The 19158-nt window shown below is 36.2% G+C and carries 12 protein-coding genes and 1 tRNA gene; 4 read left to right on the forward strand and 9 right to left on the reverse strand.

The features are described from left to right. Window positions 1–15: 15 nt before the first annotated feature. The 3 genes from C1H87_RS04200 to bshB1 all read right to left on the reverse strand — a co-directional run bounded on the left by C1H87_RS04200 (window position 16) and on the right by bshB1 (window position 6542). A complete protein-coding gene (locus C1H87_RS04200; RefSeq protein ID WP_102754614.1) occupies window positions 16–4854 on the reverse strand; it encodes a galactose-binding domain-containing protein in 4839 nt (1612 codons plus the stop codon). Window positions 4855–5631: 777 nt separating this feature from the next. Then, a tRNA-His gene (locus C1H87_RS04205) sits at window positions 5632–5705 on the reverse strand. 117 nt (window positions 5706–5822) lie between these two features. Then, complete coding sequence (gene bshB1 / locus C1H87_RS04210) at window positions 5823–6542, reverse strand: bacillithiol biosynthesis deacetylase BshB1 (RefSeq protein ID WP_102754615.1); 720 nt, start codon at window positions 6540–6542, stop codon at window positions 5823–5825. Window positions 6543–6944: 402 nt separating this feature from the next. On the opposite strand from bshB1, the gene C1H87_RS04215 reads away from it, so the two are divergent. From C1H87_RS04215 to C1H87_RS04225, 3 genes are all read left to right on the forward strand, one after another. Then, entirely contained in the window at window positions 6945–8774 is a 1830-nt protein-coding gene (locus C1H87_RS04215; protein WP_102754616.1) for an SLC13 family permease, read from the forward strand. A 37-nt stretch (window positions 8775–8811) separates the two neighbouring features. Next, entirely contained in the window at window positions 8812–10434 is a 1623-nt protein-coding gene (pckA, locus tag C1H87_RS04220) for a phosphoenolpyruvate carboxykinase (ATP) (RefSeq protein ID WP_102754617.1), read from the forward strand. Between the two features lie 116 nt (window positions 10435–10550). Beyond that, the gene (locus C1H87_RS04225) at window positions 10551–11234 is read left to right on the forward strand and encodes a DUF2490 domain-containing protein (RefSeq protein ID WP_102754618.1); all 684 of its coding nucleotides are present in this window, start codon (window positions 10551–10553) and stop codon (window positions 11232–11234) included. A gap of 231 nt (window positions 11235–11465) precedes the next feature. Here C1H87_RS04225 and rlmF read toward each other — a convergent pair whose 3' ends face one another. The 4 genes from rlmF to C1H87_RS04245 are packed head-to-tail and all read right to left on the reverse strand — an operon-like array spanning window position 11466 to window position 14591. Continuing rightward, window positions 11466–12386 carry a 23S rRNA (adenine(1618)-N(6))-methyltransferase RlmF gene (gene rlmF / locus C1H87_RS04230; RefSeq protein WP_317048200.1) on the reverse strand — a complete coding sequence of 307 codons (921 nt, stop codon included), beginning with the start codon at window positions 12384–12386 and terminating at the stop codon, window positions 11466–11468. Next, a complete protein-coding gene (locus tag C1H87_RS04235; RefSeq protein WP_102754620.1) occupies window positions 12386–12817 on the reverse strand; it encodes a VOC family protein in 432 nt (143 codons plus the stop codon). The genes rlmF and C1H87_RS04235 overlap by 1 nt, the downstream gene beginning before the upstream one ends. Before the next feature lie 7 nt (window positions 12818–12824). Then, entirely contained in the window at window positions 12825–13178 is a 354-nt protein-coding gene (locus C1H87_RS04240; RefSeq protein ID WP_102754621.1) for a DUF1801 domain-containing protein, read from the reverse strand. Between the two features lie 6 nt (window positions 13179–13184). Then, window positions 13185–14591: an MATE family efflux transporter gene (locus C1H87_RS04245; RefSeq protein ID WP_102754622.1), complete on the reverse strand. Its 1407-nt coding sequence runs from the start codon at window positions 14589–14591 to the stop codon at window positions 13185–13187. Window positions 14592–14788: 197 nt separating this feature from the next. Between C1H87_RS04245 and C1H87_RS04250 the strand changes: the two genes are divergently transcribed. Continuing rightward, window positions 14789–15454 (forward strand): HAD family hydrolase, encoded by a 666-nt coding sequence (locus C1H87_RS04250; RefSeq protein ID WP_102754623.1) that lies wholly within the window; start codon window positions 14789–14791, stop codon window positions 15452–15454. On the opposite strand, the gene C1H87_RS23410 is transcribed toward C1H87_RS04250, so the two are convergent. Both C1H87_RS23410 and ccsA read right to left on the reverse strand, forming a co-directional pair. Next, window positions 15448–15609 (reverse strand): hypothetical protein, encoded by a 162-nt coding sequence (locus C1H87_RS23410; protein WP_199769330.1) that lies wholly within the window; start codon window positions 15607–15609, stop codon window positions 15448–15450. The two genes, C1H87_RS04250 and C1H87_RS23410, sit on opposite strands and share 7 nt — an antisense overlap. Before the next feature lie 8 nt (window positions 15610–15617). Further along, window positions 15618–18803, reverse strand: a complete 3186-nt coding sequence (gene ccsA / locus C1H87_RS04255; protein WP_102754624.1) for a cytochrome c biogenesis protein CcsA — start codon at window positions 18801–18803, stop codon at window positions 15618–15620. Window positions 18804–19158 lie beyond the last annotated feature (355 nt).

The following is a 19158-nucleotide window of genomic DNA, read 5'->3' on the forward strand; positions in this document are numbered from 1 at the left end:
ATGAGTTAAAGGCTATTATTTTTGAACTAAAATCTTTTTAAAATATGTTCTATTATCATTTCGAATCTCTAGGATATATAGTCCATTATCAATGTTCGGAATACGGAAAGCATTGTTATTTTTAACCGTACCTTTAAATACTTCCTTTCCAGATATATCTATTATTCTATATTCTAAATCATCTTGTGAAAATTGAGATCCTTTTATGTGTATTTGATCTTTACAAGGATTGGGGTAGACTTTATAATTGTTATTTTGGAGAGTTAATAATGAAAGAGCTCCTGATTTTGGCCATATCTGTACTTCTGCCAGATGGAGTAAAGTTTGAGATGAAAAGGACTGCACCCTTACATAACGCGCATTACTATGATCGATGTCAATGGTAAGACTTTTATCATTTGCCAAATCACCGTTAGAGAAAGAGTAGTTCTTCGACCAAATGGTTTGACGGGAATCGTTCAAAACAGAAACTCTGAAATTTCCGATCCGGTATCCTGCATCCTTACGGTTCCATAAAACAATCTGATCAATATCAGATACCTTATCTAGTTTTAATTCCCACCATGGATTGGCGGTTTTTTCGGAGCTTGTGAAATCTGTTTTTGGAAAAAGGTACCCATTGTTTGCAGCTTCGGCAAAACCACTACTCCTATAGAAGTTACCTATATGAGATGCACTTCCTGCAATAGCCAGATTGCCTAAAGGAATTCTGAAGTTGCCATCATAAACCCTAAAGTCTCGCAATGCTAGAATTCCCCCAACCTTCTCTACCGAAATAGAATATCCAAGTACAGATGCCAGACGTGTAACGCCATCTGCAGAAATTTCGTTTCCAGGAATTTCATACCTTTCGTTTTGTGGGATGTTGAAACTAACTCCCTCATAAGTTTTTTCCCAAACAACTGCTTCAGAAGCATCCCTAACTACAATTTTCATGCTTTCTACAGGTGCACTGTTAGAGTTGACAACTGTTATATGTGTTGGATTAAATTCATGGGTGAAAGTGTATTTCCACTCATTTTCGTTTTTTACCAAACTGCTAAAATCACCAGAATGGTCGTTAAAAGTAATCGCTTCAACTTCAGAAAGAGATAAAGCCTTGCCATCCAATCGCTCTATGCGTACATACTTTATCAATGGCAGTGCGGCAATTGTTCCCTCATCACTAACCCAGTCAAAAATTGAGGCATATAAGGATTGTCCTCCGTTCAAGTTTAGATTAGATAACACATAATCCCTAGACAATAAAGGTCCTGCCCCTAAACCGGGGTCCTGATCGTACAAACTCAACCTTACATTCTCCAAATCATCCACATTTCCTGAAGAACTTATACGTACTGCTTCTAATGTTTCGTCATAAGGCAACTCCAATTGCCAGAACGATAACGCATCTGGATTGGTAGTTGCAGACTGCTGATTCCTCACGCCATCATGAGCATTGCTAGAATATTTATCTGTAAATGTTGACGACTGAATCGAGGTTCCATTTGGTGCAATATTTTCATAATCACTAATTTCTGATAGGTAAGCACGACCAATATAAACTTCATATGGTCCAGAGTTTTTAAAGCTCACCTTAACATTTCCTACCGAATTTCCGGTATGAAACATCATCTTTTCGAATTGACCAGTCCATGAACTTTTTCCTATTGGGCTTATCTCTTTTTCATATCCATGTCCTTCTATCTGTACTAGGAACTTATCGCTTGTTTCTATTCGTTCTTTTAAGAATCGTATTGAACTAATTCGCATACTTTCAGAATCAGGACCTTTAGGAACAAGATATATTGTTTGTAATCCTGAAGGGGAAGCTGTACTAAATTTAGAAATCGGTGAAATAGCCCAAACATCAGAAACTGCTTCCCTATATTCCATGGTGGCCAACAAAGCTCCAGCTGGGCTTCCGATACGTAATTCGAGGTTATTGTTTTTTGCCATTTCAGTGCTTATGGTAGTCTCACTGGCGAAACTAAGCTCGGCATGATCAAAAATGGTCCCATCACCAAAGTCAATATTAGCATAACTGGTAGACTCACCATCAGCTAAACCTGTAATGTAACCTTCCGAACGGTGATTGCCTGTTGATGCAGAACCGTTAATTGATGTGTAGTTATGAGCATATATCGCCGGATATACCAACAGAGCTTCTACACCTATCTCATAGGTTTTATTGGGTTTAAGATTGTCAAATACACCTTCAATGACTCCATTATCCCATAGTTTCAGGCTATGCTTGCCATAAGGACCCAGAGCGCCATGGTTCCATTGGTTAGAATTGAATGGAGATGAATTATAAACAAAATCCCATTCAGAATGATCTGTAAAACCACCATCACCAATAAGGTTACTCCCTTTAGGCAACTTATAATCATATATTACAGAAGGTGGGGCATTAAAATCGTGTCCGGTTTTCCAAATAGTACTCCCATATTCCAGAGCACCCACATCTGGGGCATCTCCAATATAAGTATCGTTTATACCAGGGATTAATACACCTTTATCAATAGCAGCCGAAGACATTGATAACCTAATATCATTTCCTGCTAAATCTACAAAATCTGAAGCTGTATAATTTATATTTCCATCGACTGTTAAGCCTGGTGTAACTATTCTTTCTAAATTTAGTTGTAGATTATTCTGGTAGCTTGATTCGATTGGAGGTCTGCCCATATTATCAACCCAAGGTCCTTGGTGTTTAGAAATAAAGGTATTGTGGTAAAAATTATGAAAACTAAGACGAGAACGTATTGTTGCCTCAGTACCCACATCTAAAACAATGTTTCGGTACACAGTAAGATCGAGCCCGGAATAGAATGCCGCAAATCCCGATCCATTAGTTCCAGGACCACGTGCATCCCGATTGTAAATTGGTGCATCCCGAAAGATATTATGGTGTACCAAGGTACCACCACCCTGGCCACTTTCGCTATCTCCATCAAGCAAAGCAGTATCCCATGAATTACGACAAAACTTTTCAAATAAATTATATGAAATTATAGATTTAAGGGGATAAAAACGGAAAACGCCTCTTCCTACACCACTAAATGTATTGTAACTAATTAAAAATCTCGAAGAACTTGAAGAAATTTCTACACCTGTTGCATCGATCTGATAACTGATATCCTCAAAAAGGTTGTTAACAATATCCCAACGGTCTCCATCGGCCTGAAAAACAGATGTATGGGTTCGTTTAAAGGTGTTGCTTATTATTTTAACATTATCGCCAAGTATTCTCATATAACCGTAGTTATTCTCATTAATACCATATACTTCGTTCTCTTGAAAAACAAAGTTTTTACAGGGCGTAAATGAAGTAGGGCCTCCTCCACGGTGAATAATTCCTTTGATCTCAATATTTTGGGCACCCTGCAGGTCAAAGGTAAAATCGCGTTTCTTCATTTCTATTTCAAGGCTGTTTGGGTCTACCCCTGATTCTGCCTTGTAATACAATGTGTTATTCCCAAGTGCTTTAAACCACTCATGGGGACGGTTCATAGCTTTAATTGTTCCGGTAATAAAGTACCCAAATCGCATCTTTTGAGAAGGAAAATAGGTAAGTGGGCTAGAAAATGTAACCTTACCATCAGGGTTATAATCTCCAATTTCAGAATATTGGGCCGACCAATCGGATGAATGGTGGTACACTTGTGCACCGTTCCAGAAATTATCTGGCCATCCTGCCAGTTCTGGTGCAGTAAAACCTTCGTGTTTCATTGCCCCATATGGTATAATACCCCAATCATCTACATAAACCGGGTTGTTCTCCCCTCTTTCTCTTGCAGGATATCGCAAAACGCCATTAACAAACATCGTATTGTTAAAAGAAGCATCATTCTTTATCCAACGCGATCGCTCGCTTGGCGGGAGGTCTTCACCTGCATCCCAGTTCATGGTAGTGCTCCATACATCGGTATCGGGGCTTCCGTCCTGGTTTGTATCACCGGTTGCAAGAACCCAGCCAGTTACTGGGTCACATGTACTCACCACGACTTTTTCGTTATTGTAGGCTTTAAAAGTTATTGGGTTACCGGAAAGTCCGCTTTTTTTCACAATCACCTTCTCATGGTATGTACCTCCCCTAATTTCAATTGTGCTCCCATACTGCGCAACATCTGCTGCTTTCTGGATCGTTCTAAAAGGACTGTCGATGGTTCCGCTATTGATGTCGTTACCCGTAGTAGAAACAAAATAGCGATCTTGAAAAGGCGGGAAGCCCGTATCTGGAACAACCTCCAGAATCACATCATCGAACCTGGGCTGTCCGCCAGTAGCTCCATCAACATTGTTTCTTAGTTCAATCTTTATAGCAATACTGGTCAAATCTGTAAAGAGTTGTTCTTTAAATTCAACATCCTGATAGACATCCGAGGCAACAACCGTCACACTTTTTCGGGCTAGTTTTAACTCCTCTCCATTAATGATATAGGATACATCATAATGGGCCATACCTCCAGCCTTGACATCGGTGGCTTTAAAACTCAGTTTTAGCCCTTTACCTTTGGTGACGTTAATATTATTGATTGTATCGGTAAGAAAAGCTGCAGATGAGCTCTGATTTACAAATGCATATTGAAGTCCATTGGAGCCTCCTTTAACACCATCAACTCCAATATAACCAAAATTCCACTTAATAGTCCAGTCGGGTATGGTGAAGCTTGAAGGGGAATTGGCTGCTCTTCTAACAGCATTCTGAATTGGAGCATCACTTGGTGAAATGTTCTCAAAATTGCCATTCCCGGTTGCCCCCGAAATAAGAACCTGAGACCAAGCAGTAAGAGCAAAAAACTGAAAGATTAGCAATAAAAACCCTCTAATCAACAGATTTTTTTTAAATAAATAGTAATGATTTGGCATAATAAGTTTTATTAAAAATTAGAATGTAAAATGTCTTTTGTTCTATATAAAATCAAAATCAATTTGTATTCGAATAGGTCTGTAAAACTAGCTATATAAATTTGTAGTCATTATGAAAAATAGTCACAATTCTACCTACATATAGTCATTATTCAACTTAAAAACAGTCATTTACATGAATAGCGTCGACAATTAGTTCAGTAAAGGCGTATAAAGTATTCGAAAGTTTAGATGGGTTCTCGCGTCGTCCAAATTGTAATTTGGACTCCAGAAAGTTTGGACGGATCAATCCCAAAAGCTGTGTGTGAATTTGAACTTGCATTAAAAAGCCTCGCAAATGATGAGTTACAGTTTGTTTTATGAACTAGCCAAAACATGGATCGAAGTAAAATGCCCTATGATTTGTAGGCGAGTGTCAAATGTTTGAAGATGTCGTTAAAAAAGAAATGCTGTTTGAGCACATGCCCGAAGAAAACAAAGAGTCAGGACAATAGGTTGGGCAATAGGATTGACAAGTGAGAAATGGTCATCGGGCGAGTTCATTTCTTTTAGGCATCGAAAACTAATTTGACCGCCGAGAATCTAAGGCTAGACTTTTTTGTTTCTTTTTTGGTCAATGCAAAAAAGATATAGATAATTAAAAGCATATTTTGACCAAACACAACTTTTAGTCATGATCCCAATTTGTCTTGATCCCCGTTTGGACACCTCCTATAAATGAGTTGTACTATTAAAAACAAAAAAAGCCTTTCAATTTCTTGAAAGGCTTTTATTTTGGGTGGATGATGGGATTCGAACCCACGACCCTTGGTACCACAAACCAATGCTCTAACCAACTGAGCTACAACCACCGTGTAACATGCATTTTGTAATGCGTGTGCAAATGTAATTGATTTCAGCCTTATCTACAAAGACTTTTTTCAATATTTTATGCTAATATTAAAAATAAAAATTAATCATTATTCTAACTATTTAATATCGAAGATGCTATCAATAGCAATTTGGCGTTCAACCGTAAAACCTTCGGCATACTCAACACCTACTAGTCTTCCCAGATCTCTGGCCCTGTAAATAACACTATCTGTAAAGTTTTTACTGGATATAGGTGTTTCCGGCTCCTTACTACCACTATCATAAAACTGTGTTTTATAAGCCAGCACAGAAGCCATCTTTTTATCTATAAAGCCAGATACATCAACCGTAAAATCTGGTTCTAAATTTTTCCATTGTATATAATGGTATACCTGTTTAGGTCGCCATGGCTGTTGTAGTGTATTCTCACTATCATGAGTTTCAATTTTAATCAGTCCACTTAAAAAACAAGCATCACTAACCAGCTTACTCCCCTTACCATGATCTATATGCCTATCGTCAACAGCATTACATAGCACAATTTCTGGTTGGTATTTACGAATCATTTTAACAATTTCCAATTGATGCTTCTTATCATTCGTAAAAAAACCATCGGCGAATTTCATGTTAACCCGAACAGTAGCTCCAAGTATTTTAGCTGCATTATCGGCCTCAACATCTCTTGTTTCTGCTGTTCCTCTGGTCCCTAACTCTCCCCTGGTTAAATCTATGATCCCTACTTTTTTGCCATTGGCTATTTCTTTTGCTATGGTAGCACCACAACCTAACTCTACATCATCGGGATGTGCTCCAATAGCGAGGATATCTAATTTCATCTATTACCTTTTTTTGTTGGTTTATTTTGCTAAAATTGCCTGTTGAAAACAGACGTAATTAACCCCAAAACATTTCTTTAAAAATGCAAAAAAATATGTTCATTTACACGTAATTCTCCTTTATTGTACCCTTAATTCTAATTTTTAAGCACCATTTTAACAATTTTAAGCTTTCATTTATTCAATCGTATAACAAATCGTTAAGGACTCATTACTACTCTCACGTTTTCGTATTCATTTTCAATAGATAATAGCACTAAAAAATCACAATTTCGAAAAAATAACATACAAGCAAAAAGCATGACATTAATCATACTTATTAGTCGCAATCAGCAGTAATTTTACTTAAGAATAAAATAAAACACTAAAGTTAACAAACAATTACAAACTATGATCTATTTAATGCTCCTCATTTTAGTAATCACAATTGGTTTTTTCGTATGGGGAAAGTTTACGCCAGATATCGTAGCCCTTATGTCTATGATAGCTTTATTCTTAACAGGAATCTTAACTGCTAAAGAAACGCTTAGCGGATTTAGTAATCCAACTGTTGTTATGATTGCCGCACTCTTTATTATAGGTGAAGGTATTGCACAAACAGGGTGGACAGCTTTAGCCGGTAAGAAATTTGTAGAATGGGCAGGAAAAAGCGTTCCTAAACTATTAGTTATCGTATCATTAGGTGCAGGTGTATTATCTGGTTTCGTTAGTAATACCGGTACAGTAGCAACTTTAATGCCTCTTACAATATCATCGGCCTGGAGTATTGGTACATTACCATCAAAAATGTTAATGCCCGTAGCCTTCGGTTCCAATACCGGTGGTTTATTAACCTTAACAGGTACGCCTCCTAACATTATTGCCAGTAATGCCTTAACTGAAGCTGGTTTTGAAGGATTTTCATTCTTTGAATTTGCATTAATAGGCTTACCTCTATTAATAGTAGCCTTACTATATTTTAGATATATTGGATACAAATTATTACCTAAAAATAAAACAAACAATAAGCCTGTAAACATTGAATCTACCTTACATAACTGGATAGAGGCTTATAAAATAGATAACGGTTATTATAGATTGCGTATAAGATCGTTATCTCCTTTAATCGATTCGAAAATTGAAGATTGGCAATTTGAAAAAAATTACAATGTTTCTATTATTCGTATAAAGAGAAGACACCCTAATGTTCTGAAAAAAATTCAAGCTTTTGAAGAATTTCCAAGCCCATCAACAGAATTGTACTATCACGACATTATAACCGTGAAAGGAGATACTGAGGCGATTAACAAAATAATGATTTCGTTCAGACTAGGGTTATTACCTCTTGAGCCAATTACCGACGAGTTAAAACATAATTTAATTAACCAAGAGGTCGGTATGACAGAAGTTATCGTAAACCCAAACTCTATTTTAGTAGGCAGAAAATATAAATTGGGTGATTACTTTAAACGATATGGTATTCAACTTTTAGCTGCATCCAGAAACAACAAACCTTTACAAGAGAAGGAAATTACCGTAAAAGCCGGTGATGCCTTTTTAATACGTGGTACTTGGGAAAGTATTGACGATTTAAAAAAGCAACACGAAAATCTGGTAATAATTGGTAGTCCAGAAGGAATGGCTAAAAATGTTGAAAGCCTTAACTCGAAATCATTTATTGCCTTAGGGGCCTTAATACTTATGATCATATTCATGGTCTTTAAAATAGTACCAGGCTCAATTGCCGCATTAATATCTGCCGGTATCGTCTTACTAACTGGTTGTGTGCCTATTTCTAAAGCATACAAAGGCATTAGTTGGACAAGTGTCGTTATGATTGCTGCCATGATACCCATGGGAATCGCATTACAAAAAACGGGAACAGCACAAGTTATCGCTAATGGCTTGGTAAATTATTTAGGAGCTATTCACCCTATTGCTTTATTAGGAGGTGTATTTCTTTTAACAACAACATTTAGCCAGGTAATCAACAACTCGGCAACAGCCGTTTTAATGGCCCCAATTGCTATACTTGCTGCAAATTCGCTAGGCCTCTCGCCTGCTCCTTTTATGATTGTAGTAGCTATAAGCGCATCAACGGCATTTTTAACACCAATAGGAACAACTACCAATGCTATGGTTATGACCGCTGGCGGTTATAAGTTCTTAAATTACCTAAAGGTGGGAGCACCATTATTACTCCTATTCTTTATAATAACCCTTGTACTTGTGCCAATTATTTGGCCATTCTAAAACTTATTAATAAGAACCTTTTAAAAAATCTTACAAGATGAAAACAACAGTGAAAGATCCTACCCTAGAGCGGTATGGTCTGAAAAACGTGAAAGTGAATTGGAATTTATCTCCAGAGAAGCTTCAGCAAATTACAGTTGAAAAAGGTCTAGGGAGAGAAACTACTAACGGAACACTTTCTATTAACACAGGGAAATTTACAGGGCGGTCTCCACAAGACCGTTTTCTGGTGAAAGATGAGTACACTAAAGACAGAGTTTGGTGGGGAAAAACTAATAAACCAGTATCCCCGGAAAACTTTGACAAACTTAAAAACGAAGTCATAAAATATCTTTCTGGTAAAGAAGTTTATGCAAGAGATGGTTTTGTATGTGCTGAACCAGAGTACAGAACAGGCATCAGAACCATCACAGAACTACCTTGGTCTAACTTATTTATTTACAATATGTTTTTAAGACCAAGTGAAAAAGAATTAGAAAACTTTGAAGAAGATTGGTTAATCCTTTGCGCTCCTGGATATACTTGTCCAGACCCGAAGGGTCACGGCATTCGTCAGGGCAATTTCTCGATTCTTAATTTTACACAAAAAATAGCTTTGGTTGCAGGATCGGCCTATGCAGGTGAAATGAAAAAAGGTATTTTTTCTGCATTGAACATGATTTTACCAGTCGAGAAAAATGTATTACCAATGCACTGCTCTGCTAACGTTGGAAAATACGGAGATACTGCTATTTTCTTTGGTCTATCTGGAACAGGAAAAACAACACTATCTGCAGATCCTAACAGAAAATTAATTGGAGACGATGAGCATGGTTGGACAAAAGACAACACCATTTTCAATTTTGAAGGTGGATGCTATGCCAAGGTTATTGATTTATCTGAAGAAAAAGAACCAGACATTTTTAGAGCTGTTAGACCAGGAGCTTTATTAGAAAATGTTGTATTTAAAGAAAATGGAGAGGTCGATTATAAAGACAGTAGCATTACTCAAAATACACGTGTAAGCTACCCAATTTATCATATTGACAATATTCAGGAAACACTTTATGCAGACAACCCAAAAAACATATTCTTTTTAACATGTGATGCATTTGGTGTATTGCCTCCGGTATCGAAATTAACACCTGGGCAAGCAGCCTATCACTTTATCTCTGGTTACACTGCTAAAGTAGCAGGAACAGAAGCTGGTATTACAGAACCGGTACCATCCTTCTCTGCTTGTTTTGGAGAGCCTTTTATGCCGCTACATCCAACCGTTTATGGTGAAATGTTAAGCAAAAAAATGAAAGAAGCTGGCGTAAATGTATGGTTGATTAATACAGGATGGAGCGCAGGACCTTATGGTGTAGGAGCTCGTATAAAATTAAAGTATACAAGAGCGATGATTACAGCGATCCTTAACGGCGATTTAGACAATGTAGATTATGAACAAAACTTTATTTTCGGCTTACACATGCCTAAATACTGTCCAGGAGTTCCATCAGAAATTTTGGATCCTATGAACACATGGTTACAAAAAGGTGCTTACGTTGGTAAAGCGATTCAGTTAGCGCATTCTTTTCACTTAAATTTTGAAAAGTATTCCTCTGAAGCATCTACACAAATTATTGAAGGTGGGCCATTAATTGATGAACATCATCACTTACACGAACACTTTTAATAGGTTCTTATTTAACCTTAAAAGGAGCTCATTCTGAGCTCCTTTTATCTTACTTATTAGTCAAACAGAAAAACAAAAGACAAAAATTATTTTACCGAACCGCAAATTCATACATTATGAAGTATTACATCTCCACCTTAATCATTATTTTAACCATATCCTTAAGTCATGCACAAACGTCTCCGGAAGACAAACTTGGGGCATGGTATACTTATTTTGGCAATCACAGATTATCAAACAAAATAAGTATTGTTGCAGGTGGACAAATCTGGGCATATGAGCCCGCAACAAATCTCAATTTATTCCTTGCCAAATTAGGCTTAAACTACCACATAAATAATAAATTAAAAGTTGAACTGGGTTACAGTTTTTTAGATATCGATAAAAGCATAGTGCCTAAAGCTGGTAGTCATGTATTCGAAAACAGGCTATCCGGACAAATTGCCTATAATCATAAACTAAACAAGCTTCCTATAGATCATCGCCTTAGAATTGAGCATCGTATGTTTAATCTTCCAAACGGACATTCAGATAAACGTAGGCTACGTTACAGATTGGGAACAAAAATTAAATTGAACAAGTTGCTTTTTATTCGTATCAACAATGAAGTACTTTCTACCATTGAAGACGATTTCTCTACTGCAAACAGGTTTTATACGGCGCTTGGCATAAAACTCACTAAATCCAGCAATTTACAATTAGGGTACTTAAACCGCCACCTCTTTAGAAAAGACATAAACTTACACCGATTACAGGTGGGACTATTCATTAAAACAGATCATAGAAAGAAAGAAGGTTAATAGCAACTTTTTTGAGGTTGTCTCCAACGGTTTAAAAACTGTCTTTTGAGTCATTCGCTTTATCTTTAGACTCAAGACGGGACAAAACCAATAAATCCCATAATTCTGATGTTTAGATGTTTATTTTTAAGTGATTCCCCTCCTGACAAAGTCAGGTCATTTTAATTCAGAATAACACTTTAGAGACAACCTTAATCTTTCTATTTTAAAAAGATAGCTTAACTTTTTCTGTTATAACAACATATTCGTTTTAACAGAAAAAGTCCAAGCTACAATACGTGATTTTTTATTACCCTGCCCCATATCAATAACTTTAATTTTAGTAGCGCCAAGCTTTTTTAAAGATGTTTGTATGCCTTTTATTAAATCTTTTTTAGATACTAAAGTCGTAAACCATAAACACTGGTCTTTAAACAAAGTGCTTTCATATAAATAATTATGAATAAAAGCCTTTTCGCCACCCTTGTACCAAAGCTCATGATGCGTGCCTGAAAAATTTCTAACTACATCAGTACGGTCTTTATTCAAGCCTATTAATTTTCGCGTGGTAGCCTCTAATACTTCTGTTTCCGACTTATAAAAAGGAGGATTACACATAACCGCAGAGAACTTATCGGCCACTTCTAAAACACCTTTAAGAATATTTGAACTATTTCTTTGATGTCTTAATTTAATTGAAGTATCCAATTTATTTTTTGCAATAATTTTCTGTGCGTACTGCAAAGACTTTTTATCGATATCCGTCCCAACAAAATGCCAATCGTATTCTGCCTTACCAAGAACAGGATAAATACAGCTAGCTCCGGTTCCTATATCTAAAACATTAATATTTTTATCTACATCTGATTGTTTTAATAAATCTGCCAAATAGTGGATATAATCAACACGCCCCGGTATGGGAGGACATAAATTAGTATCTGGAAATTCCCAAAATTTAATATTGTAATGCACAAACAGCAGTGCTGTATTTAATGCCTTTACGGCTTTAGGATTTGCAAAGTCTATAGTTTGGGTTTGATATTCATTTTCGAATACAAACGGTTTTAAATCCGGATACGAGCGACATAACGTGTCTAAATCGTATCCGGATTTGTGCTTATTCCTTTTATGAAAATTAAGATTTGTTTTGATCTTTCTTTTTTTAATTGTGATTACCCTTTTTCTTCAATAGTGTTTCCCTCTTCATCCAAACCTAAATAAGGGTTAAAAGCAATTTCCCATAGATTCCCGTCTGGGTCTGAAATATAACTGCTATAGCCTCCCCAAAAAACACTTTCTGGTCTTTTTACTATGTTTACGCCTTTTGCTTCTAAGGTTTCTATTAGGGCATCAACCTCTTCCTTTGTTCTGGTATTAAATGCCAAAGAAAATGCCTTAAACCCATTACCTTCAGGACTAACCCCAGCATCTTCGGCCAATTTCTCTCGTGGATAAAGTGATAATAAAAGTCCGTTTAACTGAAAAAATGAGATGTCGTCATTGCTTGATTTCATCTTTTTCCAACCAAACTTATTTTCATAAAAATCGTTGGACACCTGCAAATCATCCACACCTAATCCAACCATTGTTAACCTTTGCTCCATAGTGGTTTTATTTTTTATTTATGTAATCTATTCCTTTATTCAAAACTGAAGTAATGGTTTGTATTGGCAAATCTTCATTTGGATCTATTCTTAAAGTTTCAATTTGCTTATGTCCTGTTTTTTCCAAACCCGGATGGTTAATACTTTTCCCATCCTGCATAAGTAAATAAGGAACTTTAATTTCTTCATCAATCCATAGATAACATAACACCTTTCCTTTGTACTTAAAGCAAGGTATTCTAAATTTTAAAACCTCAGAGATGGTTTCATCCAAGTCTAAAATAACATGTCTTAACGCCAATAATGTACTCTTATTTGGCTCGCTTATATTCAAATAGTAGGTATCGGTTTCTTTAATCATAATTCACTATACTTTAACCGTTTTCCAATACCCCTTTTTAAACCAAATAATAGAAACAATAGCTATTGCTATTTCTGCTAAAGTTATCGCCCAAAACACGCCAACAGGTCCAAAATCTAAAGTTATTGCCATAACATAGGCAAAAGGCAACTGTAACAGCCAGAAACATACAAAGTTTATATATGTAGGTGTTTTGGTATCTCCTGCACCATTAAAGGCATTTACAACCACCATAGCGTATCCGTAAAAAATATAGCCGGCAGCCATAACCTGTAAACATAAGCTTCCATATTCAACAACATCTGGGGTATCGTTAAACATTTCTATTATTTGCCGAGCAAACACCAAATAAATAATAGAAACCACCCCCATAAAAATGGCACTGTACTTTCCTGTTTTCCAAACAGATTGTTCGGCTCGTTCGGGTTCTTTAGCTCCTAAATTTTGTCCTACCAACGTTGCGGCGGCATTACTCATACCCCAAGCGGGCATTAAAGTAAACATAACCACACGAATTGCAATGGTATAACCGGCCAATACTTCGCTACCAAACTCGCTCATGATACGCATTAAAAACACCCATGAAGAGGTACCAATTAAAAACTGACCAATGCCTCCTAATGATACTTTAATTAAATTAAACATAACGCCAACACGAATAACCAAATCCTTAACACCTACTTTAATTTTGCTATATCCAAGAAATAAAATAGCTAGCTGAAATACTACGGCTGTTCCTCTCCCTATTGTCGTTGCAATAGCTGCCCCTTCTACTCCTAAAGCTGGAACTGGTCCAAAACCAAAAATAAAGATTGGGTCTAAAATTATATTGAGTCCGTTTGATAGGATTAACGTCCACATGGCTACCGATGCATCTCCGGCACCTCTAAAAACAGCATTGATTAAAAACAGTAACACGATAGTTACGTTTCCACCAATAAGTATTTTTGTATAGCCATAACCTTCTTCAATAAGATCTGGCTCTCCACCCATGAGTGCTAAAATTTCCTTAGCGTACAGGATTCCAAACACACTAATAATGGCGGCTACAATAACACCAAGAAAAATAACCTGAACCGCTGCTTTCGAGGCTTCTTTTAAATTTTTTTCGCCCACTCGCCTTGCTACTATAGCTGTAGCAGCCATACTTAAACCTATGGCAACGGCATAAACTAGGGTAATTACCGATTCGGTTAAACCAATGGTAGCTACGGCATTTACACTTACCTGAGATACATACAAAATATCTACAAGTGCAAAAATAGATTCCATGAGCATTTCTAAAATCATGGGAATGGATAACATAAATACGGCACGACGGATACTGCCTGTTGTAAAGCTTTGTTCTTTACCAGTTACAGCTATTTTAAAATATTGAAGGATCTTCTTAAAAGATAATTTATCTGATTGCATTTTTGATTGTATTAAATATAAGTAGTTACCAAGCTCCTGAAACAGGCTTGGCATTGTTTAGTTCGAGAGAACCTCGACACGGTACGGAAGTCTAGTTAATCAATCATAGCACAAAGATGTATAATTAATTTTAATTTACAAAATGATTTTTTAGGCTGTTAATGTCCATTCCAATATCTTCGCAGAAATTTTAAACGATGGTAAAAGCGGTTATTTTTGATATGGATGGGGTTATAATTGATAGTGAACCCATGCATAATAAAGCGTATCACGACATGTTTAACGAAGTGGGTATAGACGTTTCCAACGAACTGTATGAATCGTTTACGGGGCAGTCTACTATTAATATTTGTAAGCGTTTATGCGATCATTTTAATTTAACCGAAACCCCGGAACATTTAGTAGCGCTAAAGCGAAAATATTACAAGCATTTTTTTGAAAGCAACTCCGATTTAACTCTTATTGACGGTGTTTTAGATTTAATAAAAGATTACTACAATAATGGTTTAACTTTAGTTTTAGCATCGTCTGCTGCTATGACAAGTATCAATCAAATTTTTGAACGTTTCGACCTGGACCAATATTTTGTTGCCAAACTAAGTGGCGGTGATTTAAAGGCTTCTAAGCCGCATCCCGAAATTTTCATTAAAGCAGCCGAAGCTTCTGGTTTTAACAATGATGAATGTATTGTTATTGAAGATTCTACTAACGGTATTAAAGCTGCAAAAGCCGCTAACATATTTTGTGTTGGCTTTGATAGTTTTCATTCTAAAAATCAAGACTATAGCCAGGCAGATATGGTAATCACGGATTTTAAGGATATTGTATATAATAAAATAAATACACTAACTCCCTCTTATTGATTATCTGTATTTTGCGAATTTGCTTTTTGGATGATCGCTTTTAAGCGTTCTTTTCTTAAGGCCTCCTCTGTCTTTTTTTTATTTTTCTTTTGGGCTATCAACTTAGAATGCTTTGACTTATTCTTTGTATTCTTCTCGCGACCCTTTTTTGCCATAGCCCAAACTATTTTTTATAGTACTTGGCATGACCTCTATAAGCCAAAAAGCCTAAAATAGCTACAATAACACAGGCAATTCCAATAAATTTCACACTCACAATTTGATCTCCACTGGCATAACTATGTAAACCTGCCAGATAGAAATTAACTCCAAAATACGTCATTAAAATACTTGAAAACGCTACGATAGACATTAAATTAAATAACCAACGCCCACGAAGTCCGGGAACTAATCGCATGTGAACCACAAATGCATAAACCATAATACTAATAAGTGCCCAGGTTTCTTTTGGATCCCAGCCCCAGTAACGTCCCCAACTCTCATTAGCCCACATACCACCTAAAAAGTTACCTATGGTTAGCATGACTAAACCTACTGTTAAAGACATTTCGTTTATAATAGTAAGCTCTTTAATATTGAGCAGCATTTTCTTTTTGTTTTCTTTGTTTGTGAAAATCATTAATAATAATGACACTACTCCTAATATCATTCCTAAAGCAAAAGGACCATAACTCGCCACAATAACCGCTACATGTATCATCAACCAATAGCTATTTAATACGGGTTGTAAATTCGCAATAGCTGGGTCCATCCAGTTCCAATGGGCTATCATTAAAATCATGGAAGTCACAAATGCTGTTGATGCTATAGTTAAATCACTTTTACGACCAAAGGCTAAACCGAAAAACATGGTGGCCCAAGCCACATATATCATAGATTCGTAGGCATCACTCCATGGAGCATGTCCAGATATATACCAACGTACAATCAAACCTGCCGTATGCAATAAAAACAACCCAAGAATAATCCACTTAAAAACGGTTACAGTGATATCTATAGGCTTGCTCTTGTCTTTAAAAATTTGAACAATAAGTAATATAAATAGCAAACTTCCCGCATACATATACCAACTAAACAACTTCTTGAAAATATCGTATTTGTTGTATAAAATCTCGGTATGCACTTTATCATCACTTAACATCACCTCTGCTCCGTATTGGTGCTGCGTTTTTTTGAACGCTTTTAAAAGCTTGGATGCCTCAGTAAAATCACCTGTTTGTTTTGCCTGATTTAAAGTATAGAGATATACACTAAATCCATTTTTTATAAAGTTTCCGTAAAGTGAATCTTTTATCTTAAGATTCCCGTGTTTATAATCGTAAGTAGAAGTCCACGTGTTATTTTCATCATCAGGAATTGGAAATATTTTTAAAGACATGCCTTCTATGGTATTGTACAACAATGTAACCCGCTGATCGGTTTCTTTAAATTCCTTCTGGAATCCGTTAGGCACTTGAGCTTTGTATGCTTCATCTAAATATGGCGCCAATTTATATCTGCCGCGCTCTGTAAAAAAATCGGCTAATGTGGCATATTTATTCTCTTTTGGAACACCAATCATTTTTCGAATGGAATCGCCTTTTTTCGGTTTTAAATAAATAATGGGCACATTATACCAAAGCATTTGGCTTTCCTGCATAGAAAGGAACACCTGGTTGGCATCAAATTCTCCATAAGTATCATACTTACTTAGTTTACGCAACATTTCAGACGCATAAGTATTTACAGGCATCATCCGTCCGCTAAGATCTTGAATAACTAAATGTCCAAATTCACCGGCATGTGCTTTAGGCGTAATATTTGCTGCTAAAATAGAATCAATTTGGGTTTTAGTTGGTTTGGAATGACCGTGTCCATCATTAGCTGTATGCTCTTGTGAAAACGCATTCAATCCAAAACATAGCAATAACACGGTAAGTAATTTGGCTTTCTTGGCTTTTACTTTGTTTAATTGCCTTTTTAAGTCTCCAAAACGTGATCCTTTAACAAACATAATAGCCATTAATCCAAAATAAAGTAGAAAATAACCAATGTAGGTTAACATCGTACCTACACCATCATGATTTACGGAAAGGATGGTTCCTTTTTCATCAACATCGAAACTTGATTGAAAGAAACGATACCCACGATGGTCCAGGATATTATTCATGAAGATTTTATAATCGAAATCGCCTTTTTCTTTATCCAAAACAGTTACTTGACTAGAAAATGCCGAATATCCTTTTTCTGTTCCGGGATAGCGTTCTGCTTCAAAATCGTTTAGTTTTATACTAAAAGGCAGCTCCAATATTTTAGAGCCGTACTTTAATGCTACATCTAAACCACCAATATTTACTTGTTTATAATTTCCGTTAATTCCTCGGCCCCCCAATACACCAATCGATTTTGTTTCTCCATTGGCAGTTACTTTAAATACCGCACCGTCTGCATCGTTCTTTAAAAGTTGTGATTTTTGTACAATATCGAAAACACCCTTAACTACTGGTTTTGGAAATACCATTTGCATGTTACCAATCACATAGCGCGAACGTAGCATTAAGGGTTGTATACTATCTTTTACCAGTTTTCCTTGTGCTCTGGTAGCCATGGTCATATACTCCCCTTCAAAAGGAGATTGAATAGTAAGCTCGCCATTATTGTGAATAATGTTTATAGCTCCATTAGTCGGCTTGTTTAGTGCAAATAAAATATTATGAATACTTTGTACTTCTCCTGCTTTTAAAAAGTGATTATGCGGTCCGCTTCCGCTTGCTTCAACTATTTTTAAGTATGCTTCTCCATTATCATCGGGTACAATATCTTCTTCTGCTCCAACGATAAACTTTTCTAGTTCAATAGAAACAGGCTGTTTATTGTAATCGGTTTCTATGCTAAAATCGTTATCCAATCGTCCGGAAAAATCAACCTTACTTTCTATATAACGTTGCTGTAGTTGTCCATCTACTTTATAATCACCAACAATTTGCCCTATTATATAAGTATCTCTCGATAAAAATGTGTTTTCGGTTGCGCCTTCCCTAATAGCCATCATCCCCTCAAAACTCACATATCTCGTAACAAAAGCACCTAACAAAATAAAAAGGAAGGCCAAGTGCAAAGTAAAAGTTGCCCATTTTTCCTTTTTATACAATTGGAACCTAAAAATATTACCGGCAAAATTTATGACAAAAAACACCATAATGGCTTCAAACCACCAAGCATTATAAATTAAATTTCTGGTATAAGGTGTTGGCGATGTTTCCTGTCCTGCATCTAAAAATGTTCCAGTTGCCATAGCTGCTGCAAAAACAATAAATAAAATAGCTGTAAGACGTGTTGAAAAAAGAATATTGGTAAGTTTATTTTGCATGACTTTACCTCGTTTTTAAGGTTGTGCAAATTTACGTATTTATACCAAATATGCACTACCACAAATTCACTAATATTATGTTAATTAATGGTATCTCGGTTGTATTATGCATTTATAATAACGCCAAGACTTTATTTCTATAAAAGTCATATTATGCTCTTCTAAGAAAACAATATCCGCACTATTTGCAGTCGCTAAGACGCCAAGAAGCTAAGTAAAGTTGTTTCCCTAAACTATTGTCTGAATACTTTGAATGATCACTGCTTACTGAACACTGGTTACTGATTACTGAATACTCCCCCAGTTACAAATACAACTCGCTAAGGCGCGGAGACGCTAAGCCTAAATATTTAAA

Source organism: Flavivirga eckloniae (genome assembly GCF_002886045.1).
In the GTDB taxonomy this organism is placed as follows: domain Bacteria; phylum Bacteroidota; class Bacteroidia; order Flavobacteriales; family Flavobacteriaceae; genus Flavivirga; species Flavivirga eckloniae.